This is a genomic window from Afipia massiliensis, from assembly GCF_014203115.1.
Classification (GTDB): Bacteria; Pseudomonadota; Alphaproteobacteria; order Rhizobiales; family Xanthobacteraceae; genus Afipia; species Afipia massiliensis.
This window is the reverse complement of sequence record NZ_JACHIJ010000001.1, coordinates 104,742-131,484: the sequence shown is the minus strand read 5'-3', so window position 1 is coordinate 131,484 and position 26,743 is coordinate 104,742. Positions and strand designations below refer to the sequence as shown.

Annotated in this window: 28 protein-coding genes and 1 pseudogene; 21 read left to right on the top strand and 8 right to left on the bottom strand. The window is 60.4% G+C overall.

Features of this window, described 5'->3' with window-relative positions:
• Window positions 1-75: 75 nt before the first annotated feature.
• From HNQ36_RS00595 to surE, 9 genes are all read left to right on the top strand, one after another.
• Window positions 76-1,587, top strand: a complete 1,512-nt coding sequence (locus tag HNQ36_RS00595) for an SPOR domain-containing protein (RefSeq protein WP_184082044.1) — start codon at window positions 76-78, stop codon at window positions 1,585-1,587.
• Window positions 1,588-1,714: 127 nt separating this feature from the next.
• Window positions 1,715-2,743, top strand: a complete 1,029-nt coding sequence (gene nagZ / locus HNQ36_RS00590; protein ID WP_184082043.1) for a beta-N-acetylhexosaminidase — start codon at window positions 1,715-1,717, stop codon at window positions 2,741-2,743.
• Window positions 2,740-3,576: a segregation and condensation protein A gene (locus tag HNQ36_RS00585; protein WP_184082042.1), complete on the top strand. Its 837-nt coding sequence runs from the start codon at window positions 2,740-2,742 to the stop codon at window positions 3,574-3,576. The genes nagZ and HNQ36_RS00585 overlap by 4 nt, the downstream gene beginning before the upstream one ends.
• A gap of 38 nt (window positions 3,577-3,614) precedes the next feature.
• On the top strand, window positions 3,615-4,385 hold the full coding sequence (gene scpB, locus HNQ36_RS00580) for an SMC-Scp complex subunit ScpB (protein ID WP_184082041.1): 771 nt from the start codon (window positions 3,615-3,617) through the stop codon (window positions 4,383-4,385).
• A 180-nt stretch (window positions 4,386-4,565) separates the two neighbouring features.
• Window positions 4,566-4,805 carry a twin-arginine translocase TatA/TatE family subunit gene (locus HNQ36_RS00575; protein WP_184082040.1) on the top strand — a complete coding sequence of 80 codons (240 nt, stop codon included), beginning with the start codon at window positions 4,566-4,568 and terminating at the stop codon, window positions 4,803-4,805.
• Between the two features lie 59 nt (window positions 4,806-4,864).
• Complete coding sequence (gene tatB / locus HNQ36_RS00570; RefSeq protein ID WP_184082039.1) at window positions 4,865-5,272, top strand: Sec-independent protein translocase protein TatB; 408 nt, start codon at window positions 4,865-4,867, stop codon at window positions 5,270-5,272.
• Window positions 5,269-6,096, top strand: a complete 828-nt coding sequence (gene tatC, locus HNQ36_RS00565) for a twin-arginine translocase subunit TatC (protein ID WP_184082038.1) — start codon at window positions 5,269-5,271, stop codon at window positions 6,094-6,096. The genes tatB and tatC overlap by 4 nt, the downstream gene beginning before the upstream one ends.
• A 169-nt stretch (window positions 6,097-6,265) precedes the next feature.
• On the top strand, window positions 6,266-7,582 hold the full coding sequence (gene serS, locus HNQ36_RS00560; RefSeq protein WP_184082037.1) for a serine--tRNA ligase: 1,317 nt from the start codon (window positions 6,266-6,268) through the stop codon (window positions 7,580-7,582).
• A 7-nt stretch (window positions 7,583-7,589) separates the two neighbouring features.
• Window positions 7,590-8,357, top strand: coding sequence for a 5'/3'-nucleotidase SurE (surE, locus tag HNQ36_RS00555; protein WP_184082036.1), 768 nt, complete (start codon window positions 7,590-7,592; stop codon window positions 8,355-8,357).
• Window positions 8,358-8,375: 18 nt separating this feature from the next.
• Here surE and HNQ36_RS00550 read toward each other — a convergent pair whose 3' ends face one another.
• Both HNQ36_RS00550 and HNQ36_RS00545 read right to left on the bottom strand, forming a co-directional pair.
• A complete protein-coding gene (locus HNQ36_RS00550) occupies window positions 8,376-8,759 on the bottom strand; it encodes a response regulator (protein ID WP_184082035.1) in 384 nt (127 codons plus the stop codon).
• A 123-nt stretch (window positions 8,760-8,882) separates the two neighbouring features.
• On the bottom strand, window positions 8,883-9,353 hold the full coding sequence (locus HNQ36_RS00545; protein ID WP_046829897.1) for a PaaI family thioesterase: 471 nt from the start codon (window positions 9,351-9,353) through the stop codon (window positions 8,883-8,885).
• A gap of 149 nt (window positions 9,354-9,502) precedes the next feature.
• Between HNQ36_RS00545 and HNQ36_RS00540 the strand changes: the two genes are divergently transcribed.
• Window positions 9,503-10,156: a protein-L-isoaspartate(D-aspartate) O-methyltransferase gene (locus HNQ36_RS00540; protein ID WP_184082034.1), complete on the top strand. Its 654-nt coding sequence runs from the start codon at window positions 9,503-9,505 to the stop codon at window positions 10,154-10,156.
• 149 nt (window positions 10,157-10,305) lie between these two features.
• Window positions 10,306-11,682, top strand: a complete 1,377-nt coding sequence (locus HNQ36_RS00535) for a LysM peptidoglycan-binding domain-containing M23 family metallopeptidase (protein WP_184082033.1) — start codon at window positions 10,306-10,308, stop codon at window positions 11,680-11,682.
• 82 nt (window positions 11,683-11,764) lie between these two features.
• Here HNQ36_RS00535 and HNQ36_RS00530 read toward each other — a convergent pair whose 3' ends face one another.
• Window positions 11,765-13,327, bottom strand: a complete 1,563-nt coding sequence (locus tag HNQ36_RS00530; RefSeq protein WP_210311882.1) for an MFS transporter — start codon at window positions 13,325-13,327, stop codon at window positions 11,765-11,767.
• A gap of 119 nt (window positions 13,328-13,446) precedes the next feature.
• Between HNQ36_RS00530 and HNQ36_RS00525 the strand changes: the two genes are divergently transcribed.
• Entirely contained in the window at window positions 13,447-14,343 is an 897-nt protein-coding gene (locus HNQ36_RS00525) for a LysR family transcriptional regulator (protein ID WP_184082031.1), read from the top strand.
• Window positions 14,344-14,349: 6 nt separating this feature from the next.
• Here the strand turns inward: HNQ36_RS00525 and HNQ36_RS00520 are convergent.
• The 3 genes and pseudogenes from HNQ36_RS00520 to HNQ36_RS00510 form a co-directional block, all read right to left on the bottom strand.
• Window positions 14,350-14,466: pseudogene (locus HNQ36_RS00520) on the bottom strand (DUF815 domain-containing protein); the annotation flags it as partial.
• A gap of 92 nt (window positions 14,467-14,558) precedes the next feature.
• Entirely contained in the window at window positions 14,559-15,620 is a 1,062-nt protein-coding gene (locus HNQ36_RS00515) for a S1 family peptidase (protein ID WP_184082030.1), read from the bottom strand.
• A 248-nt stretch (window positions 15,621-15,868) separates the two neighbouring features.
• Entirely contained in the window at window positions 15,869-16,840 is a 972-nt protein-coding gene (locus tag HNQ36_RS00510; RefSeq protein WP_184082029.1) for an ATP-binding protein, read from the bottom strand.
• Window positions 16,841-17,034: 194 nt separating this feature from the next.
• On the opposite strand from HNQ36_RS00510, the gene yajC reads away from it, so the two are divergent.
• The 7 genes from yajC to HNQ36_RS00475 all read left to right on the top strand — a co-directional run bounded on the left by yajC (window position 17,035) and on the right by HNQ36_RS00475 (window position 22,454).
• Window positions 17,035-17,388, top strand: a complete 354-nt coding sequence (yajC, locus tag HNQ36_RS00505; RefSeq protein WP_046829891.1) for a preprotein translocase subunit YajC — start codon at window positions 17,035-17,037, stop codon at window positions 17,386-17,388.
• 201 nt (window positions 17,389-17,589) lie between these two features.
• Window positions 17,590-19,188, top strand: coding sequence for a protein translocase subunit SecD (gene secD / locus HNQ36_RS00500; protein ID WP_184082028.1), 1,599 nt, complete (start codon window positions 17,590-17,592; stop codon window positions 19,186-19,188).
• A 13-nt stretch (window positions 19,189-19,201) separates the two neighbouring features.
• Entirely contained in the window at window positions 19,202-20,206 is a 1,005-nt protein-coding gene (gene secF, locus HNQ36_RS00495) for a protein translocase subunit SecF (protein WP_184082027.1), read from the top strand.
• 138 nt (window positions 20,207-20,344) lie between these two features.
• Window positions 20,345-20,752, top strand: a complete 408-nt coding sequence (locus HNQ36_RS00490; RefSeq protein WP_184082026.1) for an Mth938-like domain-containing protein — start codon at window positions 20,345-20,347, stop codon at window positions 20,750-20,752.
• Window positions 20,749-21,606 carry a phytoene/squalene synthase family protein gene (locus HNQ36_RS00485; protein WP_184082025.1) on the top strand — a complete coding sequence of 286 codons (858 nt, stop codon included), beginning with the start codon at window positions 20,749-20,751 and terminating at the stop codon, window positions 21,604-21,606. The genes HNQ36_RS00490 and HNQ36_RS00485 overlap by 4 nt, the downstream gene beginning before the upstream one ends.
• A gap of 142 nt (window positions 21,607-21,748) precedes the next feature.
• Window positions 21,749-22,135 carry a hypothetical protein gene (locus HNQ36_RS00480; RefSeq protein ID WP_184082024.1) on the top strand — a complete coding sequence of 129 codons (387 nt, stop codon included), beginning with the start codon at window positions 21,749-21,751 and terminating at the stop codon, window positions 22,133-22,135.
• Window positions 22,128-22,454, top strand: coding sequence for a hypothetical protein (locus tag HNQ36_RS00475; RefSeq protein WP_184082023.1), 327 nt, complete (start codon window positions 22,128-22,130; stop codon window positions 22,452-22,454). Before HNQ36_RS00480 ends, HNQ36_RS00475 begins: the two co-directional genes overlap by 8 nt.
• 611 nt (window positions 22,455-23,065) lie before the next feature.
• On the opposite strand, the gene trmFO is transcribed toward HNQ36_RS00475, so the two are convergent.
• Window positions 23,066-24,502 carry a methylenetetrahydrofolate--tRNA-(uracil(54)-C(5))-methyltransferase (FADH(2)-oxidizing) TrmFO gene (gene trmFO, locus HNQ36_RS00470; RefSeq protein ID WP_184082022.1) on the bottom strand — a complete coding sequence of 479 codons (1,437 nt, stop codon included), beginning with the start codon at window positions 24,500-24,502 and terminating at the stop codon, window positions 23,066-23,068.
• A 132-nt stretch (window positions 24,503-24,634) separates the two neighbouring features.
• A complete protein-coding gene (locus HNQ36_RS00465; RefSeq protein ID WP_002711692.1) occupies window positions 24,635-24,787 on the bottom strand; it encodes a DUF1127 domain-containing protein in 153 nt (50 codons plus the stop codon).
• A gap of 485 nt (window positions 24,788-25,272) precedes the next feature.
• Here HNQ36_RS00465 and HNQ36_RS00460 point away from each other — a divergent pair, with 485 nt between their 5' ends.
• Complete coding sequence (locus HNQ36_RS00460) at window positions 25,273-25,650, top strand: hypothetical protein (RefSeq protein WP_184082021.1); 378 nt, start codon at window positions 25,273-25,275, stop codon at window positions 25,648-25,650.
• Window positions 25,651-25,705: 55 nt separating this feature from the next.
• On the top strand, window positions 25,706-26,743 hold the full coding sequence (locus HNQ36_RS00455; RefSeq protein ID WP_184082020.1) for a DUF1775 domain-containing protein: 1,038 nt from the start codon (window positions 25,706-25,708) through the stop codon (window positions 26,741-26,743).

The window sequence follows — 26,743 nt, the reverse complement described above, 5'->3', positions numbered from 1 at the left end:
GGCGGCAGTGTGAATAGCGGCCGCTCCGTTTGAATGACGGGGGCGACGCTTTCCCGAAGGGGATGCAACATCGCAATGGCGGATCAATATCGCGACAGACCGTTTCCGGCGGATGACGACTACGCCCGGGATCAATCTCGTATTGCCCCACAGCAAGGCGCGAGTGATCCGTTGGCCGAACTGGCTCGCCTGATCGGGCAGACCGATCCGCTTTCGAGCTTTGCCGGCGATCCGCAAAGGCAGGCGCAGCAGCCGACACAGCCTGCTCAGCACGACCAGTACGACGACGCCTACGAGCCCGCCGCCGAGGAAGTTCCTGCGAGCCGTCCGTCGTGGATGCAAAACCTGACTGCGTCCCGGCATGCCCCGCAGGAGCCGGCCTATCGGCAGGAGCCGGCCTATCGCGACGAGGAACCGTACGCTGCTCCCCAAGAGGAGCACTACGATCCGCGCTATGCGCGCCCACAGACCGATCCGGCCTATGGCGGCCAAGCTCCGCAGTTCGATCATTCCGGCTACGATCCAGTGCTGCCACTGCAGGCGCGCGGCCATCAGGCAGCCGGTGGCGATCGTTACGATGACGTCCTCTATGGCCGGCCGGATCATGATCCCGGCCGCGATCAGTTTGCGCAGGACGGGCATTATGGCGATGGGGCCTATGACCGTCCGCCATTTGAAGAGAATTACGAACAGGAGCCGAAGCCGCGTCGCGGCGGGACGATGACGGTTGTCGTCGTTCTCCTGCTTGCGGTTGTCGGCACCGGTGCCGCATTCGCTTACCGGACCTTTGTCGGCTCGCCGCGCAGCGGCGAACCTCCTGTTATCAAGGCGGACGCCGGGCCGAACAAGATCATCCCGCCCGGCGGAATCGATAGTTCAGGCAAACAGATCTACGACCGCGTCGGCGACAAGTCGGCCGAGCGCGTGGTGTCCCGCGAGGAACAGCCTGTCGACGTCAACGCCAGGACCGGTCCGCGCGTGGTGTTTCCGCCGCTGACCCAGAACGCGAACCCGCCGTCAGTCGCCAGCGCATCGACCAACGTCCGGCCCACAGGTGCGGGCGTTGGCAACGGCACGTTGAGCGGCGGCGAAGAACCGCGGAAAATCCGTACCCTGAGCATTCGCCCGGACCAGCCGGATGCAGCGGCTGCCGGATCGGCAGCGTCAGCACGGGCGCAGGCTCCAGCACCGCAACGCGCTGCGGCTCCGGCCAGCACTGCTTCGACGGGGGTACCGCAGGCCAATGCCCCGGTCTCGATTTCGCCGCAGGCACAGCCGGCCGCGCCTTCCGAGCCACGGGCCAAGGTCGCCGCAATCAATCCTGCGGCGGTTACGGGCGGGGGCGCCTATGTGCAGGTCTCCTCGCAGAAGTCTGAGGCGGACGCGAAGGCTTCGTTCAAGTCCATTCAGGGCAAGTATGGCGCGATCCTTGGCTCGCGGACGGCGTCGATCCACAAGGCCGACATCGCAGGCAAGGGCACGTTCTATCGCGCGATGGTCGGTCCGTTCGGGACCAACGACGAGGCCACGCAGTTCTGTGTGAACCTCAAATCAGCTGGCGGGCAGTGCGTGGTCCAGCGGCGCTAGTAATTTGAACTAGGCGGTACCGCCAAACCTTTGAGATCGGTTGCGATTGTGGATGACCCCCACAATCACGTGCGAATTCGCCGGGTTTCCTTGACCCTGGCGCCACGCGCGGGCTAATCGCCGACTTATGGCCGCGCGCGCATTCATTACCGGTGTTTCCGGAACCGCTCTGACCGACGAGGAGCGCGCATTTCTGCGCGACCAGCGGCCGTGGGGCTTTATCCTTTTCAAGCGCAATATCGAGACTCCTGACCAAGTCATTCGACTGGTTGAGGAAATTCGCTCCGCCGTCGACCTGCCCGAGGCGCCGGTCCTGATCGATCAGGAAGGCGGCCGGGTCCAGCGGCTCCAGCCGCCCCAATGGCCTTCCTATCCGCCCGGCGCGGTCTTCAGTGCGCTGTACGAGATCGACCGCGAAGCCGGGCTTGAGGCCGCCCGTCTGTCGTCACGGCTGATTGCCGCCGATCTGGCCGATCTCGGGATCACTGTGGACTGCCTGCCGCTGGCGGACGTCCCGGTTCCCGGAGCGGACTCGGTGATCGGCAACCGGGCCTACGGCACGACCCCCGGTCAGGTGGCCGCGATTGCCCGCGCGGTGACCAATGGGCTGGCGCAGGGCGGTGTGTTGCCGGTCCTGAAGCACATTCCCGGCCACGGAAGGGCCACAGCGGACAGCCATTTTCAGTTGCCGACGGTCGATACCCCGGCGGCGGAACTCGCCAAAACCGACTTTGCGGCCTTTGCGCCGCTTGCCGATCTGCCGATGGCCATGACGGCACATGTTGTGTTTAGCGCCCTCGACCCCGCCCAACCTGCGACGACATCTGCGACAATCATTGAACAGGTGATTCGCGGGACCATTGGATTCCAGGGTTTGTTAATGAGTGATGACGTGTCCATGAACGCCTTGCAGGGATCAATCGCGGAACGCACGCGCGCTAGCCTGGCCGCGGGCTGTGACGTCGTCCTGCATTGCAACGGCAAGCTCGATGAGATGCGGCAGGTTGCCGGCGAAACGCCGATGCTCGCGGGTGAGGCCTTGGCCCGCGCGGATCGTGCTCTGGCCTCGCGCCGAACCCCGCAACCGTTCGATCGTGGAGCGGCGCGCGCCGAACTCGACCGGCTCATCGATCGGGCAGGGAGCCTGACCTCATGAGCGCGGAAATCCTTTCCTTCGAAACAGGTTTGCCGGCGGACAACGCCGACGACGAACCGGCGCTCGTCGTCGACGTCGAGGGTTACGAAGGTCCGCTCGATCTGTTGCTCGCGCTGGCCCGTCAGCAGAAGGTCGATCTCGCCAAGATTTCCATTCTGGCGCTCGCCGACCAGTACCTCGTTTTCATCGAGGCCGCGCGCAAGCTGCGGCTCGAGCTCGCCGCCGACTATCTCGTGATGGCGGCGTGGCTGGCGTATCTCAAGTCGCGCCTGCTGCTGCCGGAGCCGCCCGAGGCTGAAGGACCGAGCGCCGAGGACCTCGCGACCGCGCTGGCCAACAGGCTGCGCAGGTTGGAGCAAATTCGCGAGGCATCGAACCGCCTGATGACCCGGCCGCAGTTGCGCCGCGATATTTTCCCGCGCGGTCAGCCGGAACAGATTGCGCAGGTCAAGCACGCCCGCTGGACCGCGACGTTGTACGATCTTCTGACCTCCTACGCTACGCAGCGTCAGCAGCGTGTGTTGGCGACCGTGCATCTGACCAAGCGGACCGTTTGGTCGCTGTCCGAAGCGCGCGCGTCGCTGGAACGGCTGGTTGGCTCGGCAGAGTCCGAGGACTGGGCGAACCTCGACGAGTATCTGATGCGCTACGTCGTCGATCCGACGCAACGGGCGACGGTGTTCGCGTCAAGTTTCGCCGCTGCGCTTGAGCTTGTGCGCGAGGGCACGCTGGATCTGCACCAGAAAGAAGCGTTCGCACCTTTGTATTTTCGTAAGCACGTCGAGCATTTGCCTCCCGGCGCTCAAGCAGCGTCGGAAGTGCAGGCCGATTAGTGGAAGACGTCGAGTAAGTGGAAGAAGGAGACAGGGCCATGCCAAGTCCGGCGAGAACGAGTGTGGCGGCGCAGCACGTTGCTCCGGTCGAGCAGGATTCCGTGCTGGAGTCTTCGCAAGAATCTTTGCAAGAATCTTCAAACGATACCGTCGCTCGTCCCGAGGAACTGCGCCTGCTCGAAGCCTTGCTGTTTGCTTCGACCGAGCCGCTCGATGAGCCGTCGCTCGCCAAGCGCATGCCCGAAGGCGTGGATGTGAAAGCCGCGCTGGCGCAGTTGCAGGCCGATTACGCCATGCGCGGCGTCAATCTGGTTCGTGTCGCCAGCAAGTGGACCTTCCGGACCGCCGGCGATCTCGCCTGGCTGATGACCCGTGAAAGCATCGAGACGCGCCGCCTGTCGCGTGCCGCGATCGAGATGCTGGCGATTATCGCCTATCACCAGCCGGTGACGCGCGCCGAGATCGAGGAAATCCGCGGTGTGGTCACGTCGAAGGGCACGCTGGACGTGCTGCTGGAAACCGGCTGGATCCGTCCGCGCGGCCGTCGCAAGACGCCGGGCCGGCCGCTGACCTTCGGCACCACCGAAGCCTTCCTCTCGCAGTTCAGCCTCGAAGCGCTGGGCGATCTGCCCGGTCTCGACGAGTTGAAGGGCGCGGGCCTGCTGGATACGCGGTTGCCGGGCGGCTTCGCTGTTCCATCGCCATCCGACGATCCGGCGCTGCGCGAGGACGAGGAGCCGCTGGAGCCGGGCGATCTCGAATTGGCCCTGGCGCCTGCTGTGGAGCCGGAAAAGAGCGACGAAACCTGACTTTCGGCGCTGCGGGCGGCTGGATTTGCGGCCGCTATGAGTGAACATTAACTCTCGTGTCAATGCGCCGGTTTGCGCAGTCATGACGCGGGGTTAATCCTTGTTTTTGACACCTCTGGGGCCTACTTTCCGGTCAGATATGGTCGGGAAAACCCGGTCGCGTGTTTGGAGGATGGCAGTATGGGTTCGTTTAGTATCTGGCACTGGATCGTCGTGATCGGCGTCGTCCTGCTGCTGTTCGGCCGTGGCAAAATTTCGGATCTGATGGGCGACGTCGCGCAGGGCATCAAGGCCTTCAAGAAGGGCATGGCCGATGACGAAAAGCCGGCCGAGAAGCAGCCCGAGCCGGTCAAGACCATCGACAACTCGCCGTCGGCCACCACATCGTCGCGGAGCGATGTCGGAAGCAAAGCGGTTTGACATCCGGGCGTCGCGTTTCCTCAGCAGTGCGGGCCGCGGCTCCGTAGGCGGAATTTTCCATGTTCGACATCGGGTGGAGTGAACTGGTCGTCATCGGCGTCGTTGCGCTGATCGCCATCGGCCCGAAAGAGCTGCCCGGGGTGCTGCGCACGGTCGGGCAATGGATGGGCAAGGCGCGCCGCATGGCCTCCGAATTCCAAGGCCAGTTCAACGAGGCGATGCGCGAAGCCGAAATGGCGGACATCAAGAAAACGTTCGATGATGCCTCCGCCGCCGCCAAGGATCTGTCACCGACCAATCTGCTGACGTCCCTCAACAAGGATGTCGAGGACGCGATGAAGATCGACCCGCCGGTGACGCCGACCACGCCTGAGCCGCCGACGGCCGCGACGTTCGCCGAGGCTGAGGCCCATGCGCCGGCCGTCGAAACCCCGACGCCGGCCGTACCGGACGCCAAAGCGTCATGAGTGCAGAAGACATCGAAGCCACCAAGGCGCCCTTGATGGACCACCTGATCGAGCTGCGTTCGCGGCTGATCAAGGCGCTGCTCGCATTCGCGCTGGCGTTTATCTTCTGCTTCTTCTTCGCCAAACAGATCTACAACGTGCTGGTCTGGCCGTTCGTCTGGGTCGCGGGACCGGAGAATTCCAAGTTCATCTATACCGCGCTGCTAGAATACTTCCTGACGCAGCTGAAACTCGCGATGTTCGGCGCTGGCTTCATTTCGTTTCCGGTGATCGCCGCGCAGATCTACATGTTCGTCGCGCCGGGCCTCTACAAGCACGAGCGCGGCGCGTTCCTGCCGTACCTGATCGCGACGCCGATCTTCTTCGCGCTCGGCACGCTGCTGGTCTATTTCCTCGTGCTGCCGATGCTGATCCGCTTCTCGCTCGGCATGCAGCAGATGGGCGGCGACGAGACGGCGCAGATCGCGCTGCTGCCGAAAGTCGGCGAGTATCTCTCGCTGATGATGTCGCTGATCTTCGCGTTCGGCATCGCGTTCCAGCTGCCGGTGATCCTGACGCTGCTCGGGCGGATTGGAATCCTGACCTCGAAGCAGCTCCGCGAGAAGCGGCGCTATTTCATCGTGGTGGCATTCGTCATCGCCGCGGTGCTGACCCCGCCGGATGTCATCAGCCAGATGTCGCTCGCGATCCCGCTGCTGATCCTCTACGAGGGCTCAATTCTCGCGGTTGCCGTCGTGGAGAAGAAGGCCGCCAAGCAGGCCGCCGGCACGACGCCGCCAGCAGATGCACCTCCGACCCCTCCCGCCACGACGCCGGCGGAGTAGCCGCTGGATCGTTTTGTGACCCCAGCAGGCCTTAGGGCCGGGTTATCATCGCAGTCATGTCTCTCGATTCGTCGTGCCCGGGCTTGACCCGGGCATCCACGACTTGTTCTAACGCACCAGCAAATACGTGGATGGCCGGGAAACCCGGTCATGACGCAGGATAGTTCTCATGCACGACATCAAATGGATTCGCGATAACCCGAATGCGTTCGACGCTGCGCTCAAGCGCCGGGGTCTGGATGGGTTGTCAGCTTCGCTGATCGCGCTGGACGAGAAGCGCCGTGCGGCCATTCTGGCGTCGGAGCAGACGTTGGCCCGGCGCAACGCGGCTTCCAAGGAAATCGGCGACGCCAAGAAGAACAAGGACAACGCGCGCGCGGACGCGCTGATGGCCGAGGTCGGCGAACTCAAGACGAAACTCCCCGAGCTTGAGGCGGCTGCGAAGAAGTTTGAAGACGATCTCAAGACAGAACTCGCGCAGATTCCGAACCTGCCGCTTGATGAAGTGCCGGACGGAGCTGATGAGCACGGCAATGTCGAGCATCATCACTACGGCGCGAAGCGCAATTACGCGTTCAAGCCGAAGGAGCACGTCGAGCTTGGCGAAGCGCTGAAGTTCATGGACTTCGAGGCGGCGACGAGAATGTCCGGCTCTCGCTTCGTGGTGCTGAAGAAGGGTCTTGCGCGGCTGGAACGCGCTATCGGTCAGTTCATGCTCGATCTGCACACGGGTGAGCACGGCTATACCGAAGTGAACCCGCCGCTCTTGGTGCGTGACGATGCGATGTTCGGCACGGCGCAATTGCCGAAGTTTCGTGACGATCAGTTTGCGGCCGGTGCGATGGGTAGCGGAGGAGAGGGCTATTGGCTCATCCCGACCGCCGAAGTCCCGCTCACGAACCTCGTTCGTGAATCCATCCTCGACGAAAAAGAACTGCCGATGCGGTTGACGGCGCTGACGCCGTGCTTCCGCGCGGAAGCGGGGGCTGCGGGACGCGACACGCGCGGCATGATCCGCCAGCACCAGTTCACCAAGGTTGAACTGGTCTCGGTCACGACTCCTGAGGAATCCAGAAACGAGCACGAACGCATGCTGTCATGCGCCGAAGAAGTTTTGAAAAGGCTCGACCTGCATTACCGCGTGATGACGCTGTGCACCGGCGACATGGGCTTCGCGTCACAAAAGACATACGACATCGAAGTATGGATGCCAGGACAAATATCGAGCCAAGGCGAGGGCGGCATGTACCGCGAAATCTCGTCATGCTCGGTGTGCGGCGATTTTCAGGCGCGGCGCATGGACGCGCGCTCGCGCGGGCCGGACGGCAAGCCGCGCTTCGTGCATACGCTGAACGGCTCGGGCACGGCGGTCGGCCGCGCACTGATCGCCGTAATGGAAACCTATCAGCAGGACGACGGCTCGATTGCCGTTCCGGATGTGCTGCAGCCGTATATGGGCGGCCTCAAAGTGATCGCGAAGGAATAAGAATAACATGCGAATTCTCTGCACCAACGACGACGGCATTCACGCGCCAGGCCTCAAGGTCCTTGAGGAGATTGCAAAGCAATTGTCGGACGACGTCTGGGTTGTTGCGCCCGAACTCGATCAGTCCGGCGTGTCGCATTCATTGTCGCTGAACGATCCGCTGCGGTTGCGCGAAGTCGGGCCGCGTCACTTTGCTGTCAGAGGCACGCCGACCGATTGCGTCATCATGGGATCGCGCCACATCCTCGGCGAGAAGGGGCCGGACCTCGTGCTGTCCGGCGTCAACAAGGGCCGCAACGCCGCCGAAGACGTTGTGTATTCGGGCACCATCGCCGGCGCGCTGGAAGGCACCATCCTCGGTCTGCCGTCGTTCGCGCTGTCGCAGGAATTTTCCATGGAGACGCGCAACAAGCCGCTGTGGGACACTGCGCTGAAATTCGGTCCTGATGTGATCCGCAACGTGATGAAGCTTGGCGTGCCGCGTGACACGGTGGTCAACGTCAATTTTCCCGCATGTCTGCCGGACGAGGTGAAGGGCATTGCCGTCACGCGACAAGGCAAGCGCAATCAGGGTTTCCTGAAAATCGACAGCCGCCAGGACGGGCGCGGCAATCCGTATTACTGGATCGGCTTCGAGCGGCTTGCGATGCTGGAAGTGCCTGCGGAGGGGACCGATCTCGCAGCACTCGCCGCGAAGCTGGTATCGGTCACGCCGCTGCGGCTGGACCGCACCGATGTCGCGTTTTCGGAAAAGCTGAAGGGCGTTCTGAAATAATCGCTGCGGCGCTGCTCGCTACGCCGCGATGCCCTTCAGAACCGTCTCGATCGTGCGCGCCAGCGTTTCGATCTGGAAAGGCTTTTGTAGCGTCGGGCGGTCGCGGAACTTTTCCGGAAGACCCTGCGCGCCGTAGCCGGTCGCGAACACAAAGGGGAGGCCGCGCATCTGAACGGCTTCGGCGACCGGTGTGATCACCCTGCCGTTGACGTTGACGTCGAGAATGGCGATGTCGAAGTCGACTGCCTGCACGAGCCTGATGCCTTCGTCGATGTCGCCTGCTTCACCGGAAATCGTGTAGCCAAGCTCCTCGAGCATGTCGGCAACCATCATGCGGATCATGACTTCGTCTTCGACCAGCAGAATCGACGTCCGCGATCCTGCTTTGAAATTGCCCGGCATTCGTCCCCCAAATGACAAATCTGGACTACTTGCTATACGAATAACATAATTATCCAGCGCGCAAACTCACGCCCGATCTAAAAGTTCCATGAGCAGGAACTTTTTCAAACCTCTCAAATGAGGTCAGGAAGGCACCGGAAAGAACCGGCCCCGCCCGGTCGCCAGCACGTTGCCGGTGGACAGGTCCTCCAGCCGGCCTTCCACGTCCACATAGCGGCCATGGTCGGTCACCAGCGAACCGCGCCCGACGATCGGCGTCTCGGTCGGCACCGGCTTGATGTAGCGGATGGTCAGTTCGCCGGTCACCCCCAGCCGCCCCGTGACCCGGAGCACCGTGGCTGCCAGCACCTCGTCGAGATAGGCGGCAACGATGCCTCCGTGCGCGGCGCCCGGAGGCCCTTCGTGTTGTCGCGAAATGAGGATCGGCGAGGCGACGCCTTCGTCCGTCCTGAAAGTGCGCACATGCAAGCCCGTGGGATGCGAGGGACCGCAGCCGAAGCATTGATGAAAGCGGTTGTCTGGCTCGCCCGAGAGGCGCTGCTCCTCCAAGCCGTCAAAGGTGGAGCGAAATGGTTCGGGAAGAGATAAGGTCATGAGAGTCTCGGCACGCTTGAACTGTAAGCGGTCATTGCGCAGAACAGATCCGGATTGCTAACACGAAAACGAAAAGGTGGCGCATGCCGCGACACTTGTCAAAGTACGCATCGGATACAAGCCTTTCCCGCTCCCAACGTTGATCAGACATGCAGTCATCCCAGCCCACGCCACACGACAAGATGATGTTTCAGCTGAACCTGCGGCAGCGCGGGATCAGCGACCAGGCCGTGCTGAAGGCGATGGGAGACGTGCCGCGCGAACTGTTCGTGACGTCGCTGGACCGCGGCTATGCCTACCGCGATACGCCCCTGGGCATCGCGTGCGGACAGACCATCAGTCAGCCGTTCGTCGTGGCCTACATGACCGAGCAGCTCGATCTGGAGCCGGGACACCGCGTGCTGGAGATCGGGACGGGATCGGGATACCAGGCCGCGATCCTGTCGAAGCTGTCCCGGGAAGTCGTGACGCTGGAACGATTTCGTACGCTGGCCGACCGCGCCAGGCTCGTTCTGAAAGAGCTGCAATGTACCAATGTGGACGTCGTCCTTGGTGACGGCTTCGACCTGCCGGAAACGCTCGGCACGTTCGATCGGATCATGGTCACTGCGGCGATGGAGGAAATTCCCGAGGCGCTGCTCGGGCGGCTGGAGCCCAACGGAATCCTGATCGCGCCGGTTGGGCCAATGAACGACCGGCAATTACTGATCCGCGTCGTCAGAACGGCCGATGGCTTCGACCGGCAAGAGCTTGTTGCAGTGCGCTTCGTGCCCGCGTTGCAGGGGATCGCCCGCGAACTCTGAATTCGCGGCATCGGCGTCAGCTTTTCGTGATCGTGTCGTGAGACCTCAAGGACCCCCTGTGATTACAGGGGGATTTGGTGTCTTAAACAGTTATTTACTCGGACTGTGTTTACTCAAATTTGTGTTAGTTGCGTACTGAGTGAGTAATCATGTCCCGCTTTGTCGAGTTGATAAACTCGCGTCACGCACCGCATTTTGTGGTCCTGACGCTCGTCTCGGTCGGTTTTGGCGGATGTAGCGCCGACACTCAGACGCGATTTTCAGACACCACGTTTTCGAACCCCTTCACTTCGCGCTCCGCGCCGGAGTCGACCGGGTCCGTCCCCAACAATTATCGCGGCGCGCCTCAGCAGCAGCCCGCTTATCAGCAACAGTCATCTTATCAGCAGCCTCGCGAGCTGCCGCAATACAGCCGGCCTCATTCTGCGCCGATCGTGTCCGCGCCGCTGTCTCAGCCGGCGGCTGTCGGCACGTCAGGTGGCGGCAGGGGCATGGCGTCCTACGCGCCTCCGTCGTCATCTCCGATCGAAACAACGGCTTCGGCGACGCCGCGCTCGGTAGCGGCGACCTCGGGATATAGCCGCGAGGGTGGCACCACGATCATCGTCGGTACGGCTGATACGCTCGATGTCATCTCAAAGCGCTACAATGTGCCGTCGTCGGAAATTCTGAAAGCTAACGGCTACGGCGGACCACGTGTCCTTCAGCCGGGTCAGCAGCTCGTCATTCCGCGCCGCATGGCGCAGGCCAATCCTCCGGCGCTGTCGAATGCGCCGAGCACCAAGGTTGCCGCGGGGCTTCCCGCGAGCGTTCATGTCGTCAAGTCCGGCGACACGCTGATGAACCTGTCGCGCCGTCACAACATCGCGCCTGCGCAACTGGCCGCGGCCAACAATATTCCGGTGACGACACAGCTCAAGATCGGCACCAAGATCAACATTCCGGGCGGCAAGGCTGTCGCGGCGGCTCCTGCTTCGCAAGTTGTCGCGGAAGCGCCGAAGCCTGCCGTTGCAGCGCCTGCGGCCAAGCCCGTCGCAGTTGCGTCGGCCGAGCCTCAGCAGAAAGCGCGCGTTGCGAGCGAAACGGCTGCGGCCGATTTGCCTGAAGCCCAGTCACCTGTGAAAGCGGCTGACGCGACCAATGCCGTGCCGACATTCCGCTGGCCGGTGCGCGGACGCGTCATCACTGCATACGGCGCGAAGGCCAACGGCAAACAGAACGACGGCATCAACGTCGCCGTTCCCGAAGGCACGCCGATCAAGGCCGCTGAAGATGGCGTGGTTGCCTACTCGGGCAGCGAACTCAAAGGTTATGGCAATCTGATCCTGGTGCGGCACTCCAACGGTTATGTCACCGCGTATGCCCACGCGAGTGAACTGATGGTGAAGCGCGGGGATACTATTAAGCGCGGCCAGATCATTGCCAAATCGGGTCAGACGGGAGAGGTGGGGTCGCCGCAGCTTCACTTCGAGATTCGCAAGGGATCTTCAGCCGTCGACCCGCTTCAATTCCTGAACGGCGCATAAGGTTTTACGCTGAAGTCTAGAGAAATCCCCCTGGCGAAAGCCGGGGGATTTTGTTTGCATACGGTTCAAACCTGCAACGGCGCTATTCGGCCGCGTCGATGGCACAGGCCAGGCCCGATTTCGCTGTCGCGCCTTCGGAGCCGAAGATCAGGAAGCTGATCGCGGCCAAAATCCACGCGCCGATGCCGCCATACAGCATCACCCAGCCGAAGCCCTTGACCAGCGCCGTGTGAACGGCGGCACCGGACGGGTCCTGAAGGGATAGCACCGGATACGTTTGCTGCAGTGAGCCGAAGTTTCCAGTGGCGATGGTCGAGGCCAACGCGCGCAACTGCTGGCCGTCGAGAGCGGCGACGAGTGTGCCTGGCAGGGACCATTGGATAGCTTCGAGCAGAATGAGTCCCATCACCGCGATGTTGATGGCCAACGAGATCAATCGTGCGCTGATGTCGATTCCGGATGCCATGCCTGCACGGTTGCTCGGGACCGCACCGGTTGTCGTATTGGTGACTGACGTGTTGGTCAGGCCAAGTCCGATGCCGGCGAGAAGCGCGCCGGGGAGCACAGTGAGCCAGTTCGCCTGCTCAAAGCCGCTGCCGAGACGCATGGCGAGAAAGCCGGTCCCCATGATGGCCATGCCCAACGGAATCACGATGCGTGCGCCGTGACGCCGGAGCAAATAGTCTGCAAAAGGAGGCAGGATCAGAAACGGAATTGTATAGGCCAGGAGCAAGAATCCAACAGCCCTGCTGTCGAGGCCAAGGCCACCCTCGAAGTAAATCGGCAGGTAGATCATGAACGGCCAGTAGCAGAAGTTCATGCCGATGCAGCCGATGATGGCGCCGCTGAACTTCCGAATCCGGAACACCGAGAAGTCGAACATCGGTTGCGCGGTGTTGCGCTCCACGAGAACGAAGGCGACGAAGCTGCCAAAGGCAACGGCAGCGAGCCCGATCGCAGTGGTTCTGCCAAGGTCTGTTCCCTGAGTGATCACATAAGTCAGACCGAAGACAGCAATCGTCAACGTTACGATACCCCAGCCATCCAGTCGCTTGGCGTGCGGATCGCGAGATTCACGGATACCAATGACGGAGGGTACGAGGGCGAGAACTGTCAGCGGGACGTGAACCAGAAACACCCAATGCCAGCTCGACACGGCGGCGATCATGCTGCCGATGATTGGGCCGAAGCCAAGGCCGATGCCGCTGATGACGCCCCAGGCGGTAAAGGCCCTGCCGCGCTCATGTTCGTCCTGATACTGGTGCGAGATGATAGCGATCGAGCAGGTGAGCATGGCGCCGCCGGCAAGACCCTGCAGAAACCGGGCAGCGATAAGCACCGATGCGCTCTGCGCCAGCCCGCACATCAGCGACGTTACGCCGAAGGCGATGGTGGTCGTGATGAAAACGCGTTTCCGGCCATAACGGTCAGCGAAGGTGCCGGTCGCCATCAGCACCGTGGTGCAGGCGATCGTGTAGGCGTTCATGATCCACTGCAGATCCTTGAAATTCGCGGGCAGCGCCGTTTCCAGGGTCGGCAGGATGACGGGGATGCTGGATATTTCGAGGCCGAACATCAGTGATGCCAGGCACACGCCGATCAGTGCGGCAGTGTTTCTGGCCGAGGGGGAGACGCTCATGGACATTCCTTTTCAACCCGACGCGGACGTCGGCGGCACGGGCTGACGGATATGGGCGGTATCCTTTCATGATGGAAATGAATTGATTTTATTGATTTCAGTTCTGTTCGTCATATATGTGGCCCATGGACTTTGAACCCACATTGCTTCGCGCCTTTGTTGCTGTCTGCGAGACCGGCGGATTCACGCGCGCGGCGCAACGACTGCATTTGACCCAATCCGCCGTCAGTCATCAGATCCGACGGCTGGAGGAGCAGGTGGGGCGGCAGCTTCTGTACCGGACCACGCGCAAGCTAACGCTGACCGAAGACGGCGAGGATTTTCTGCGCCACGCCGAACAGATTCTGCAGGGGCAGGAGGCGCTGACGCGCCGCTTTCATTCCTCCACTGCCTCGGGCGCCATCCGGCTGGGCGTTCCGGAAAACTTCATTGGTGATCGGCTGCCGCAATTGCTTGGCCGGTTCGCTCGCCAGTACCCTGCGGTTCGGCTCGAGGTTTCAGTCAGTGTCTGTCTGGACCTTCGGGCCAAGGTCGATGCCGGCGAACTCGATCTTGCAGTGGCGATTACCCGATCGGATGCAACGGGCGGGATCGTTCTTCGTCAGACGCAATTCGTCTGGGCGGCCGCCGAGACTTTCAAGCGCCCGCAGAATTCATCAATGCCATTCGCGCTATCGCCGCCGCCGTGCGCGCTTCGTGCGATGGCTATTGAGGCTCTCACGGCGTCCGGCATTGATTGGCACGTCGGCTTCACGTCGGCGAACCAGCATGGTCTGAGGGCGGCAGTGCAAGCGGGGCTTGCCGTGTCGATTTTCTCCCAGGAGGAGATCGAACCCTGGATGACGGTGCTTGATGGCAATGACGGCCTGCCACCTTTGCCGGAGGCAAAGTACGTCTTGATCTCGAAGCAAGGCGACCGGATGCCATGCGCTGCTGAACTGGGCCGGTTGATCGTTGACGAGTCACGCTTCTGGCCCAACTCGTCAGCAGGGCACGAGCGGGTTCGCTTGACCGCGATCTAGCGTGCTCTACGCCGTCGCGAGCTTCACACCCATCCGTCCCGCGATTTCCTGCGTGAACTGCCAGGCGACGCGGCCCGAGCGCGATCCGCGCGTGGTCGACCATTCGAGCGCTTCGCGCTCAAGATCCACAAGGGATCTTCAGCCATCGACCCGTTTCAATTTCTGAACGGCGCGTAGCGCGCGCGGATGGGATAATTTACTGTAGCGAAGCGCGATCAAAGACCCACTCCCATAATTTGAGCAATTCCTTCTTCGCCAGCTTTGATCATATCAACGAGACTTTTTTCGCCAACTATTGGCAGATTCATTATGGGTGCAATCAAGCATCCACTAGCGTGATTTTCATCCTGCCAACTTCGGCTGACAACTCCCTTCGTTATAATACCCCCGCCAACTAAAATAGGGCTGCCGCTCATTTTGCCAGGGATTTTGGCATTGAATTCGAAGTTTGGCCCCGGTGTTGTGTTCTGCTTCTCGGTCATATTGTCTGCGAGAATGTTTGTCACAGAGCCAACAGAAACAACTAATTCTGGTTGGTAATCATCACCGCCTCGTCGAATATTCCTCATTTCTGGGTATCCGATCGCTACAGCACGGTCGCCAACTTTGAGATTATGCAGGCCAATGTTCAGCGGCTGGTATGGGCCGATTAATGATTGTTCTGCTACTTTACAAACCGCGACATCGAGATCGAGTTTAAACTCAGGTTTTTGATGCAGAAGCGGACTCTCAACATTTTTGCCCCAGTGAGTTGTCCATTCAAATGGGCACATAAACCATTTAGCTTCTCGCATCACCGGATGCATCTCGAAGGGGGCGTTTGCCATGGCTGGGTTGGCAGGCAGCAAAATGCCAAAATGCAGATTTTCACCTAGTCGGTGCAAATTTTTATCGACATAAGTGACGCTAGTGTAATTCTCATCAACAGGATCACGGAGAACATGTGCCGCGGTCATCAGTAGTCCAGAAGCACTAATGAAGAATCCGGTGCCGATTGTGCGAATCTCTGCATCGTCATCATTCCATGCCACTATAGGAACGATACTTTGCCGCACTAAAAATTCAGTGGTGCCGAATGTAGCAAAAAAATTCATAATCTCACCCGGGCTTTGAGTCATAAGGGTGATTTCGTTTTCGATCTTGAAATAATCTTTTGTGAAACCCTCTCGCGGCTTAAGATCAATACCTTTTAGGTCGTGACTAGCCCAAACACCCGTCTCGTTCTTCTTCCAAATCGTTTTCAATATTCCGATGCTGTCTTCTTGAGTTTTTTCCATGAGCTATATGTAGCTGTTCCTGCGTGGATTGCCACGCACGTAATCTAAGCGTGGGCCGCCTCTACGTTCATTCGGTTCGTCAATTATTTGCGTGAACGGTTACGCATTGCAGCGTTAAGGCGCATACAGCATTTTGGGCTCGATCCCAGATCCGAGATTCTCGAGTCTCAGTTTTAGCCGAGATACTCGATCACGAAATCGGTAAAGGCGGGGTCTTGTTGCGCGTGCTTCGGTAGCGGCTTCGCGGATTACTTAGCCGCGAGCTTGACGCCCATCCGTCCCGCGATTTCCTGCGTGAACTGCCAGGCGACGCGACCCGACCGCGATCCGCGCGTGGTGGACCATTCGAGCGCTTCGCGCTCCAATTGATCGTCGGGCATCTTGACGCCGAAGTGCTTGCAATAGCCGCGCACCATCTCGAGATATTCGTCCTGGCTGCACTTGTGGAAGCCGAGCCATAGGCCGAAGCGATCCGACAGCGACACCTTTTCCTCGACGGCTTCGCCGGGATTGATGGAGGTCGAACGCTCGTTCTCGATCATGTCGCGCGCCAGCAGATGGCGGCGGTTTGAGGTCGCGTACAGGATCACATTGTCGGGCCGGCCTTCGATGCCGCCTTCCAGAACAGCCTTCAGCGACTTGTACGATGCGTCGTTGCCGTCGAACGACAGATCATCGCAGAACACGATGAAGTGAAAATCGGATTCGCGCAGCAGCGACATCAGAAGCGGCAGGCTTTCGATGTCCTCGCGATGAATCTCGATCAGCTTCAGCCGGCCTCGCACCTTGGGCATGGCGTTGACGTTGGCATGCGCCGCCTTGACCAGCGACGACTTGCCCATGCCCCGCGCGCCCCATAGCAGGGCATTGTTCGCGGGCAGGCCTGTGGCAAAGCGTTCGGTGTTCTCGATCAGGATGTCGCGCATCCGGTCGATGCCCTTGAGCAGTCCGAGGTCGACGCGGCTGACCTTTGGAACCGGCACCAGATGGCCGCTCGGCTGCCAGACAAAGGCGTCGGCCTTTTTGAGAGAATCGGGGGTCGACGGTCTGGCCGCTGATGCGTTCAGGTTCGCGGCGATACTCTCGAGCGCGAGCGCGATCCGGGCCTGGGTCTCGGCATCGGCCGATGCAGCAGGGCGTTTTGTCGCGGTTTTGATCGCCTTGCCGGGACGCGCCTTCGTGGCGGCCCTGGAGGCCTTTTTATTGGGTTTTTTGGACATGAATCAGCACCTCAAGGGCACCCTTAGCGAGGGCAACGGGCGGCTGCAAGCGCCACGAATGCATGGCAAAATCGACATGTCCGGTCCCGTTGCAATTGGGTGGCCTGTCGCTATAGTCCGCGCAAATTCGGCCAAAACGGCCTTGCGCCTACGCGTTTCGCCCCATGGCGGGCGCCTTTCCGAGGACTTTTCGTATGTTCATTACTCCTGCCTTTGCTCAAGCCGCCGGCGCCGGTGATACCAACAGCATGCTGATGTCGCTGCTGCCGTTCGCACTGATTTTCGTCATCATGTACTTCCTGATTCTGAAGCCGCAGCAGAAGAAGCTGAAGGATCATCAGGAGCTGGTGAAGAACATCCGCCGCGGCGATACCATCGTCACCAACGGCGGCCTTGTCGGCAAGGTGACCAAGGTTGTCGATGACGACCAGATCGAGGTCGAAATCTCCGACGGTGTCCGTATCCGTCAGATGCGCCAGATGATCTCCGGCGTGCGGACGAAGGGCGAGCCTGCCAAGGATTCAAAGGAAGAGACAGCCGCGAGCTAACGCCTCAGTGGTCCGATTCTAACATTCGCAGCCCATCTCAGCGAAGAGCTTGCGAATATTAGAATCAAAGGACCACTGGTAATTGATTTCCAGTGGAGTTTTGGATTTGACATTCGCGTTGCACCCCGTCGCACGCTGGTCGCGAATGTCAAATCCACTCCACTGATGCAAACGCTTTCACGAATCTGACGGGTTATCTCGATGTTGTATTTCACGCGGTGGAAGGCGCTGGCGGTCATCCTGACCGCCACGATCGTTTGCCTTTTCGCGGTTCCGAACTTCTTCCCTGAATCGACCGTCAAGACCTGGCCGAAGTGGGCGCAGCGTCACATCGTACTCGGCCTCGACTTGCAGGGTGGCTCGCACATCCTGCTCGAGGTCGATTCGAACTCGGTGAAGAAGGACAAGCTCGATCAGGTTCGCGATGACGTGCGGCGCACGCTGCGCGATGCCAAGATCGGCTACACCGGGCTTGCGGTTCGTGGCGAGAATGTCGAAGTCCGCGTCAAGGACACCGACCTCACCAACGCGCTGGCTAAGCTGCGCGAACTGTCCCAGCCGCTTGGCGGTCTGCTCGGCTCGAGCGGCCAGCGCAGCGTTGAAGTCAGCGATGGCGGCGGCGGGCTGATCCGTCTGACCGTGCCTCCGGCAGCGATCACCGAACGCGTCCGTCAGTCGGTCGAACAGTCGATCCAGATCGTCGAGCGCCGCATCAACGAACTCGGCACCGTCGAACCGCTGATCCAGCGTCAGGGCATCGATCGCATTCTCGTTCAGGTACCGGGCCTCCAGGATCCGACCCGCCTCAAGGAATTGCTCGGCAAGACGGCGAAGCTCGACTTCCGGATGGTTGATCCGACCGTGCCGCCCGATCAGGCGCAGCAGGGGCGGGTGCCGCCGGACTCTGAGCTGTTGATGAGCTCGACGGCGCCGAAGGTGCCCTACATCATCAAGAAGCAGGTGCTTGTCTCCGGCGGTGATCTGACCGACGCACAGCCCGGCTTCGATCAGCGCTCCGGCGAGCCGATCGTCAGCTTCCGCTTCAATACTTCCGGCGCGCGCAAGTTCGCGCAAGCCACCCTCGAGAACGTGGGACAACCGTTCGCTATCGTGCTCGACAACGAAGTGATTTCGGCGCCGGTCATCCGCGAGCCGATCACCGGCGGTTCCGGCCAGATTTCCGGCAACTTCACCGTGCAGGGCGCGAACGATCTCTCAATCCTGCTGCGCGCGGGCGCGTTGCCTGCGCCGCTGACGATCATCGAAGAACGCACGGTCGGCCCGGGACTTGGTCAGGACTCGATCGCCGCAGGCGAACTGGCGTCCTACGTCGGGTCGGTGCTGGTCATTGTGTTTATGTTGCTGACCTACCGGCTGTTCGGCTTCTTCGCCAATGTCGCGGTCGCGATCAACGTCGCGATGATCTTTGGCATCCTGTCGCTGCTGAATGCGACCCTGACGCTGCCCGGCATCGCAGGCATCGTTCTGACGGTCGGCATCGCGGTCGACTCGAACGTGCTGATCTATGAGCGTATCCGCGAGGAATTGCGCGCAGGCCGGACTGCAATCTCGGCCATCGATGCTGGCTTCACCCGGGCGCTCGCGACCATTCTGGACTCCAACATCACCACGTTTATCGCGGCAGCCGTGCTGTTCTACATCGGCACAGGGCCGGTGCGCGGCTTCGCCGTGACGCTCGGCATCGGCATCATCACCACGGTTTTCACAGCGTTCACCGTTACGCGGCTGATCGTTGCGACGTGGGTGAGCTGGAAGCGTCCCAAGACCGTGCCGATTTGAGGATAGCTACACAGTGACTCAAACTATTATTATCGCTCTGGCCGTCTTCATCGTCATTCTGACGGTGCTCAGCATTTACGGCGTCATTCCCGCGCTTCGCATCGTTCCCGACGATACGAAGTTCGACTTCATGCGCTTTCGCCGCATCAGCTTTCCGATCTCGGCGCTGTTGTCGTTGATCGCGATCGGCCTCTATTTCGCGCACGGGCTGAATTTCGGCATCGACTTCAAGGGCGGCACGCTGCTGGAGATTCAGACCAAGTCGGGTCCGGCGGATATCGCATCGTTGCGCGCGCAGCTCACGACACTGAATTTCGGTGACGTCCAGCTTCAGCAGTTTGGCGGTCCCTCCGACGTTCTGATCCGCATTGCCGAACAGCCGGGTGGCGATCAGGCGCAGCAGGTGGCGGTTCAAAAGGTCCGCCAGTTGTTCGGTGACAGCGTCGACTATCGCCGCGTCGAGGTGGTTGGTCCGCGCGTATCGAGCGAGTTGCTCGCCTATGGCACGGTTGGACTGATGCTCGCGATCGCGGGCATCTTCATGTATCTCTGGTTCCGGTTCGAGTGGCAGTTCTCACTCGGCGCGATGATCGCGAACGTCCACGACATCGTGCTGACGCTGGGATTCATGTCGATCACCCAGATCGAGTTCGATCTGACCAGTATCGCGGCGCTGCTCACCATTCTCGGCTACTCGCTCAACGACACTGTCGTCATCTATGACCGCATTCGCGAAATGCTGCGGCGCTACAAGAAGATGCCGATGACTGATCTGCTGAACCATTCGATCAACTCGACACTGTCGCGCTCCATCATCACTCACGTCACGGTGACGCTGGCGTTGCTCGCCCTGCTGCTGTTCGGCGGCAAGGCGATCCACAGCTTTGCGGCGACGATGACCTTCGGCGTCGTGCTGGTCGGCACCTACACCTCGATCTTCATCGCGGCGCCGATCCTAATTTATCTCGGCGTGGGCGAAAACCGGGGCGGCGAGGACGACAAGCCGTCGAAGCCCTGATGGCCTAGTACCGCCTATTGGAAGTTCCTGCGGCGCAAGCTGCGAGTCCGATCCAGGAACTTCCAATAGAAAGCGGTACTAGAATTATAGCTTGCTAGTACCCATGACTTTCCGAAGTTCGTGGAAGGTGGTGCTGAGATGGATCACGAACTTCGGAAAGTGGGTACTAGCGCGCCGGATGCGTTGCATCTTCCGCGGTCGGCGCTGATCGAAGCCTACGGCAACGGCGGCTTCCGGTTTGCGGAGATGTCGCATCGCGGCTCGTTGCTATGCCTGCCGAATGCGATCTGGGCTTGGCCGGTCAACGATCCCAAGGACATCGACCGGTATTCGCTAGCCCGGATTTTCGAGCATGCGAACGAGATCGATACACTGTTGATCGGCACGGGAAGCGATGTCTGGATCGCGCCCGCGCCGCTGCGCAACGCGCTGCGGCAGGTGCATGTGATGCTCGACACCATGCAGACGGGACCGGCAATCCGCACCTACAATGTCATGATGGGTGAGAGTCGGCGCGTGGCGGCAGCGCTGATCGCTGTTCCATGAGCGCAACATCCGCCGAAGCGTTTTGCACGGATCTGGTGCGCGCGCAGGATTTTAGAACCTATGCGGCGAGCCTGTTCGTGCCGCCGGAATCGCGGCGGGCATGGATTGCACTCGCGGCATTCAATGCCGAGGTTGCACATGTTCGCGATCACGTCAGCCAGCCGCTGCCCGGCGAGATCCGCCTGCAATGGTGGCGCGACGCGTTGACGGACGGCAGTCAGACTGCCGACCATGGCGCGGTCGAGGGCAATCCGGTCGCGGCGGAGTTGTTGCGGGCGATGGCTCTCTACGATCTTCCCGTTGAAGCGTTCGCCCGGTTGATCGACGCACATGTGTTCGATGTTTATGACGATCCGATGCCCGACATGGCGGCGTTGGAGGCGCATTGCCGCGATACGGCTGCCGCGATGTACGCGCTGCGTGCCAAGGTGCTGGGCGTGAATTCGCCGGAGACTGCACGCCTCGCCGAGCATGCAGGCATCGCGGAGGGGCTTGTTGATGTCATGCTGGCGCTGCCGCGCCACGCTGCTCGTCGGCAACTCTATTTGCCGGCCGACCTGACGAATCTTCACGCCGTCGTTGCCGAGGAGGTTTTCCTGCATCAGGTGAGCGCGCCGCTGAAGAGCGCGCTGGCGCATCTGCGCCGTGAAGCTCGTGCTCAACTGGATCAGGCATTGGCAATGCTTGCCGACGCGCCGATGGCCGCGCGTCTAGCTTTCCTGCCGCTTGCCGTGATTGGAAAGATACTGACGCGGCTTGAGACATCCGAGCCGTTCGCGCCGCCGTCATCGTCCCGGCTCGGCGTGCTTTGGACAACATGGCGTGCCAGCAGCGCGAAGCCGTTCAGGGGGTGAGCAGCCCATAAGGGCCGAAGCCATTCAAGGGGCTGACGTGGTTAGGTTTCCGGAGCGCGAAATCCGGACGAGATTGTCGAAATTTGCGCCTGTCTGATGAGATTCCGCTGGATTTGCGGCGTTAGCTGAGCAAACTAAGCGAATGGGGAAGAAATCAGCAGAAGATATTCTCGCTTCAGCCAGCGGGATGTTCAAGAGGGTTAAGCTTGGCCCCGGGTTGATTGGAAATCTGTCTATCGTTTTGATCGCCCTGTTTGTTTCTATAGGAATAGTCTGTTGGGCGCTTTCGGCGCATCCCATACAAGCTGCGTGCGCCAGTGGCTTTTTGTTATTGTTCGCTGTTTATGTCGTGGAACGTTTGGTTCGGTTCGCCGAAAAGGATCCGGCAGCTGCACTGCTCGGAAGTGCCGAATTTTACCACCACCTTCGCGATCAATCTGCCGCAAAGGATAAGTCTATTCTAATTGAAGGTCCGAACGTTGGTGGAGGGCCTAGAGCGATCGATCATAGAAGTGTGCGAGATGAATAATTTTTACCACGTCTCGTTTATTTTCCCCGGCGTTCCTAAGATGAGGGATTTAGAACCCGCATTTTCCGATACCGGCGATGACTGGATTCGCGTCAGTCCTCATCTATGGATGGTCTATAGCGACAAGACCGTCTGGGACCTGTATTTGAAGATACGGCCTTTAATTGATACCCAAGACAGCTTTTTCGTATCAAATTTCAACACGACCGCTGCCGCAGGGCTGTTGCCTGAATGGGTTTGGACATGGATTAACACTAAATCTCCTGGCGCGGTTACAACTTGGTCGTTAGGCAGCGAGCCCCAAAAGCAACTGCGATAAGTCGCTGTTGCGCTGCAAGTTGCTTGATGCGCCTGACGCGACTGGCGGGATGACTGCACGCTACGCGTATCCCACCCAGTCTCTGAAACTCAGGCCCGCGGCCCCTCAGCGTATGAGATCGCATGGGCCGAGTTAAAGGCCGCCGCATTGTTGCTGGGAGTGCCAGTCGAGGAGTCCTCACTTGTCATGCAATTCTTTACTGTTGGAGAAAGCATCTCGCCGTCAAGTGTCGACCCGTTGCGAAGCGAGGTCAGCAGTAAGGCTTGGGCTCACCCGAGCATGGTTAGGTCGTGTCGACCGTCGTGCGCATAGTGTCTGCGGTGTTCGTGCCGAAGCGTTCGACGGCGGTGAAGGTCTGAACGTCGTTCACGCGTAAGCCACCGGCTGAATCCCGATCCGCTTGCGCGCCGCCATCCGGTCGCCTTTTCGCCTTTTGCAGCGAAGTTCGTCACCATTTGGCCTTTGCGCCAAGTAGCTTTTCCATTCGTCATGGCCGGGCTTGTCCCGGCCATCCACGTCTTGCGGACGGTCGGGCAAAAGCAGACGTGGATGCCCGGCATAAAGCCGGGCATGACGTGTAGATAGTTCTTGTCGGTTACTTCATCCGCCGGTTACGCCGCGTCAGAGACGCTCAGTGTGTCCGCGATCCAGCGATCCATATCTGACAACGCTCGCGCGCTGATCGCCTGCTTCTTCGCAACCGTCTTCTCGTTGCCGCGCAGCCGCGTTCCGTCCGGCTTCTTCGTCGGCGGCGAGGCCAGCGGCGGAAACAATCCGAAGTTGATGTTCATCGGCTGGAACGAGCGCGGTCCCGCATCGATGGTCTCGATGTGCCCGCCGGTGATGTGACCGAGCAGCGCGCCGAGCGCCGTTGTCGGCGGAGGCGGTGCGATGTCGTTCTGCCTCGCATCCGCTGCTGCGAACAGCCCGGCGAGCAAGCCGATGCCGGCGGACTCGACGTAGCCTTCGCATCCGGTCATCTGCCCGGCGAAGCGCAGCCGCGGCTGCGCCTTCAGGCGCAACTGAGGATCGAGCAGCTTCGGCGAGTTCAGGAAGGTGTTGCGATGCAGGCCGCCAAGGCGTGCGAACTCCGCATTCTCAAGGCCCGGAATGGCGCGCAGCACGTGCGTCTGCGCCCCGTGCTTCAGCTTGGTCTGGAAGCCGACCATGTTGTAGAGCGTGCCAAGTTTGTTGTCCTGGCGCAGCTGCACGATCGCATATGGCTTGACCGTGGGATCGCGCGGGTTGGTCAGTCCGACCGGCTTCATCGGTCCATGACGAAGCGTTTCGCGGCCGCGCGCGGCCATGACTTCGATCGGCAAGCAGCCGTTAAAGTAGGGCGTATTGGCTTCCCATTCCTTGAAGTCGGTTTTCTCACCCGCGATCAGCGCGTCGACGAACGCGTCGTACTGCTCGCGGGTCATCGGACAGTTGAGGTAGTCGGCGCCGGTGCCGCCTGGGCCGACCTTGTCGTAGCGCGATTGAAACCACGCCACATCCATGTTGATGGAGTCGCGGTGCACGATCGGAGCAATGGCATCGAAGAAGGCGAGGGCGTCCTCGCCGGACAAGGCGCGGATCGCATCGGCCAGCGCCGGTGACGTCAGCGGGCCCGTCGCAACAATGACATTCTGCCAGTCGGCCGGGGGAAGCCCGGCGATTTCCTCGCGTCGAATTTCGATCCGTGGATGTGCCGCGAGTGCCGCGCTGACCGCAGCGGAAAAACCGTCGCGGTCCACCGCAAGCGCGCCACCCGCAGGCACCTGATTGGCATCGGCGCTGCGCATGATCAGGGAGTTCAGCTTGCGCAGTTCCGCATGCAGCAGGCCGACCGCATTATTTGCTGCGTCGTCGGAGCGGAAGGAATTGGAGCAGACGAGTTCTGCGAGGCTATCGGTGCGATGCGCATCGGTCGTCCTGATCGGACGCATCTCGTGCAGCACAACGCTGACGCCTGCGTTCGCGATCTGCCAGGCTGCTTCGGAACCGGCCAATCCACCGCCAATGACGTGGATCGCTGCCGCGTTGGGATCTTTCTGGGTTGTCATGGCTCACAACTAGAGCCGCTCACGCGCCGATGCAATGTCTCGGTGCGTGAGGTTCGCTTGGCGAAGCTTCAGATACGACAACGCCCGCACAGGGCGGGCGCAATCGTTCGTCAGTCAGTTTTCGCAACGGGATTAGCCGTTGTAAGCGCCGGCTGCGACCCGCTGGATGTCGGAGCGGTCAAGCCCGATATCGGCCAGTTCCCGATCGCTCAACTGGGACAACTCAGCGACATTGCGCTGATAGTCACGGAACGCCTGGATAGCGCGGATAAATGAGAGCAGCATGGTTAGTCTCCTTCGTAATCCCGATTCAGCTCTTGGAGTAGCGTCATCGTTGGAACTGAATATAGGGTACGATTCTGCGTTGCAACACCGCGAATGTTGCGATGCAGCTAAGTGATAAACGCATATCACTAGTAAGAAGTGATTAATCTTTCACCAAGATTTTTACCGAGATGTGCGCTCATCTCGGACCCATTCACGCCGCTAAATCAAAATTTAGATCGTTATTTCATCGGTTTGACGTAAAGGAGACATAAATTCTGACAGGAACCCGCACGTCGGTAATTAAATAGTGCTCTCGCTAAGCTATGCTTTATCGATAGGGTGATGCTGGGGATGTTTCCAGCGATAGATATAGTGCCTGAGCATCAGTATAATAGCGAACAATAATTCATTTATACGCTTCCGAGAGATTTACAGACAAGGCGTGTTATAGGAATCGCCTTCGAATCGTGGACGTTCCGTCCTGAGCGTGGCATAGCCGCGACATGCGTAATCGCCACTCATTTAGCCGGCTGCTTTTGACCATCGTGCTGTCGCAGGTCCTGGTGATCCAGGGGTTGCTTCTGGCATGGAGTGGTACGCTGGCTTTCGCGGGCGGCGCCGGCAGCCTCGGTACGATCTGTTCCGGCGCAGCGCCCGCGAGCCAGAACGATACCGGAGGCGCGCCGCTTGTTCCAAGGGCGGGCCACGACTGCCTCAGCGCCTGCCTGATAAGCCATACGGCGGGAGCGCCATTGGGCGAGGGGGGCTCACTGGCGCTCCCCACAGTCTACGCGCATTCCGCTATTTCACACGAAACAACCCTGACGGCCATTTTACGGGAGCCGGTTTTTCTGGCCCGGGCACCTCCAAAGCTGATCTGAAACAACCTGAGACGTTCGTTTCGGAATTATCTTTCAGCATCAGTCGAGGAACAATATGTCCATCAACTTCCGCAGCTCCCAGCGGCTGCTGGCCGGCGCTGGCTTCGCCGCATCTGCCGTTATCATCTCGCAATCAGCCGCGTTCGCCCATGTCACGCTTGCGACGGGCGAGGCGCGTACCGGCACCTATTACAAGGCGGTATTTCAGGTCCCGCACGGCTGCGACGGCGCAGCTACGCAAACAGTCCGGATTCAAATTCCCGAGGGGGTCATCGGCGTGAAGCCGATGCCCAAGGCGGGATGGATCCTCAACATCACGCGCGGCGCCTATGCCAAGTCCTATCAGAGTCACGGCAAAGCCGTGACCGAAGGACCCAAGGAAATCATATGGTCGGGCGGCGCTCTCTCGGACGACAACTACGATGAGTTCGTTTTCACGAGTTTCCTCGCCGGCGATTTCCGTCCGGGGCAGGCCATCTCTTTTCCGACCGTCCAGCAATGCGCGAAGGGTGAGGTTCGCTGGGACCAGATTGCATCGGACGGACAGAATCCGCACAGCCTGAAATCGCCGGCTCCCACACTGCGGATCGTTGCCGACGCGTCGACAGTTGCGCAGGCGCAGATGGATCACAGCAAGATGGATCACGCGCAAATGGGCGCGACTACGCAAAGCGGGAACGATACCTTCACGATCGGCGATCTTGTTGTCGTGTCGCCATGGACGCGCGCCACGCCTGGCGGCGCCAAGATCGCTGGCGGTTATCTCAAGATCACCAACAACGGCAAATCGGCCGACCGCCTGGTCGGTGCGACGTCAGCAGGTGCGCATCACGTGGAAATTCACGAGATGTCGATGAACGACGGCGTGATGAAGATGCGGCCGCTGACGGATGGGCTCATCATCAAATCCGGAGAGACGGTCGAGCTCAAGCCGGGCGGCTTCCACATGATGTTCATGGATATCAAGCAGCAGTTGAAGCAAGGCGACACGCTAAAGGCGACCCTGACGTTCGAGAAGGCCGGGAAGATCGACCTCAGCTTCAATGTCAGGGCGATAGGTGCGAGTGGTGGAGCGCCTGCGCACCGGCATTGA

What these genes read in the sequence shown, in the direction of transcription:
- HNQ36_RS00595 (WP_184082044.1), top strand. Translation starts at nt 76, where the DNA reads ATGGCGGATCAATATCGCGACAGACCGTTTCCGGCGGATGACGACTAC.
- nagZ (WP_184082043.1), top strand. Translation starts at nt 1,715, where the DNA reads ATGGCCGCGCGCGCATTCATTACCGGTGTTTCCGGAACCGCTCTGACC.
- HNQ36_RS00585 (WP_184082042.1), top strand. Translation starts at nt 2,740, where the DNA reads ATGAGCGCGGAAATCCTTTCCTTCGAAACAGGTTTGCCGGCGGACAAC.
- scpB (WP_184082041.1), top strand. Translation starts at nt 3,615, where the DNA reads ATGCCAAGTCCGGCGAGAACGAGTGTGGCGGCGCAGCACGTTGCTCCG.
- HNQ36_RS00575 (WP_184082040.1), top strand. Translation starts at nt 4,566, where the DNA reads ATGGGTTCGTTTAGTATCTGGCACTGGATCGTCGTGATCGGCGTCGTC.
- tatB (WP_184082039.1), top strand. Translation starts at nt 4,865, where the DNA reads ATGTTCGACATCGGGTGGAGTGAACTGGTCGTCATCGGCGTCGTTGCG.
- tatC (WP_184082038.1), top strand. Translation starts at nt 5,269, where the DNA reads ATGAGTGCAGAAGACATCGAAGCCACCAAGGCGCCCTTGATGGACCAC.
- serS (WP_184082037.1), top strand. Translation starts at nt 6,266, where the DNA reads ATGCACGACATCAAATGGATTCGCGATAACCCGAATGCGTTCGACGCT.
- surE (WP_184082036.1), top strand. Translation starts at nt 7,590, where the DNA reads ATGCGAATTCTCTGCACCAACGACGACGGCATTCACGCGCCAGGCCTC.
- HNQ36_RS00550 (WP_184082035.1), bottom strand. Translation starts at nt 8,759, where the DNA reads ATGCCGGGCAATTTCAAAGCAGGATCGCGGACGTCGATTCTGCTGGTC.
- HNQ36_RS00545 (WP_046829897.1), bottom strand. Translation starts at nt 9,353, where the DNA reads ATGACCTTATCTCTTCCCGAACCATTTCGCTCCACCTTTGACGGCTTG.
- HNQ36_RS00540 (WP_184082034.1), top strand. Translation starts at nt 9,503, where the DNA reads ATGCAGTCATCCCAGCCCACGCCACACGACAAGATGATGTTTCAGCTG.
- HNQ36_RS00535 (WP_184082033.1), top strand. Translation starts at nt 10,306, where the DNA reads ATGTCCCGCTTTGTCGAGTTGATAAACTCGCGTCACGCACCGCATTTT.
- HNQ36_RS00530 (WP_210311882.1), bottom strand. Translation starts at nt 13,327, where the DNA reads ATGTCCATGAGCGTCTCCCCCTCGGCCAGAAACACTGCCGCACTGATC.
- HNQ36_RS00525 (WP_184082031.1), top strand. Translation starts at nt 13,447, where the DNA reads ATGGACTTTGAACCCACATTGCTTCGCGCCTTTGTTGCTGTCTGCGAG.
- HNQ36_RS00515 (WP_184082030.1), bottom strand. Translation starts at nt 15,620, where the DNA reads ATGGAAAAAACTCAAGAAGACAGCATCGGAATATTGAAAACGATTTGG.
- HNQ36_RS00510 (WP_184082029.1), bottom strand. Translation starts at nt 16,840, where the DNA reads ATGTCCAAAAAACCCAATAAAAAGGCCTCCAGGGCCGCCACGAAGGCG.
- yajC (WP_046829891.1), top strand. Translation starts at nt 17,035, where the DNA reads ATGTTCATTACTCCTGCCTTTGCTCAAGCCGCCGGCGCCGGTGATACC.
- secD (WP_184082028.1), top strand. Translation starts at nt 17,590, where the DNA reads ATGTTGTATTTCACGCGGTGGAAGGCGCTGGCGGTCATCCTGACCGCC.
- HNQ36_RS00490 (WP_184082026.1), top strand. Translation starts at nt 20,345, where the DNA reads ATGGATCACGAACTTCGGAAAGTGGGTACTAGCGCGCCGGATGCGTTG.
- HNQ36_RS00485 (WP_184082025.1), top strand. Translation starts at nt 20,749, where the DNA reads ATGAGCGCAACATCCGCCGAAGCGTTTTGCACGGATCTGGTGCGCGCG.
- HNQ36_RS00480 (WP_184082024.1), top strand. Translation starts at nt 21,749, where the DNA reads ATGGGGAAGAAATCAGCAGAAGATATTCTCGCTTCAGCCAGCGGGATG.
- HNQ36_RS00475 (WP_184082023.1), top strand. Translation starts at nt 22,128, where the DNA reads ATGAATAATTTTTACCACGTCTCGTTTATTTTCCCCGGCGTTCCTAAG.
- trmFO (WP_184082022.1), bottom strand. Translation starts at nt 24,502, where the DNA reads ATGACAACCCAGAAAGATCCCAACGCGGCAGCGATCCACGTCATTGGC.
- HNQ36_RS00465 (WP_002711692.1), bottom strand. Translation starts at nt 24,787, where the DNA reads ATGCTGCTCTCATTTATCCGCGCTATCCAGGCGTTCCGTGACTATCAG.
- HNQ36_RS00460 (WP_184082021.1), top strand. Translation starts at nt 25,273, where the DNA reads ATGCGTAATCGCCACTCATTTAGCCGGCTGCTTTTGACCATCGTGCTG.
- HNQ36_RS00455 (WP_184082020.1), top strand. Translation starts at nt 25,706, where the DNA reads ATGTCCATCAACTTCCGCAGCTCCCAGCGGCTGCTGGCCGGCGCTGGC.